Origin of the sequence: Enterobacter sp. EC_50, assembly GCF_019584525.1 — a bacterium.
Lineage (GTDB): Bacteria > Pseudomonadota > Gammaproteobacteria > Enterobacterales > Enterobacteriaceae > Enterobacter > Enterobacter roggenkampii.
On record NZ_VDAF01000078.1, the window covers coordinates 1 to 621 of the forward strand.

Here is a 621-nt window from a genome sequence, read left to right on the forward strand (position 1 = left end):
GCTGGATGGCTTCGCTTTATTGATATCAATTTGATTGGCAATAGATTTGGCATAGGCTTTATTGGTCAGCGCCTGCCACGGTACTTTGACAAAATCCGGGTCGCCAAGATATTCCGAGCGGTCGGCGTAGGCGTATTTCTCCGCTTCTGCCATGATTTGCATCGCATCGGCGCTGCCAAAGCCGTATTTCTTCATATCGAAGTTTTCCAGAATATTGAGGATTTGTACGATATGGATCCCGCCGGAGGATGGCGGTGGCATGGAGTAAACCTGATACCCGCGATAATCGCCACTTATCGGTGTGCGTTCGACCGCTTTATAGGCTGCTAAATCTTCTTTAGTGATCAAGCCACCGTTTTTCTGCATCTCCTGGGCGATCTGTTCCGCAATCGTGCCTTTATAGAATTCGTCCGGGCCGTTTTCAGCAATCATCTCCAGGCTCTTTGCCAGGTTCGCCTGCACCAGCGTGTCGCCCTTTTTCAGCGGCTCGCCCTCTTTCCAGAAGATAGCTTTACTGTTTTCGTGATTCGGCAACACTTCGCTACCGTAGGTTTTGAGATCGTCAGCCAGCGCGTCGTTAACGATAAAACCATCGCGTGCCAGTTTAAACGCGGGCTGCAC

At 50.6% G+C, this 621-nt stretch carries 1 protein-coding gene; it reads right to left on the reverse strand.

The genetic code is table 11. The annotated features are described in order from the left end of the window. Window positions 1-621: gamma-glutamyltransferase (locus tag FHC48_RS23035; protein ID WP_220420633.1), on the reverse strand; the 621-nt coding region annotated here is incomplete at both ends.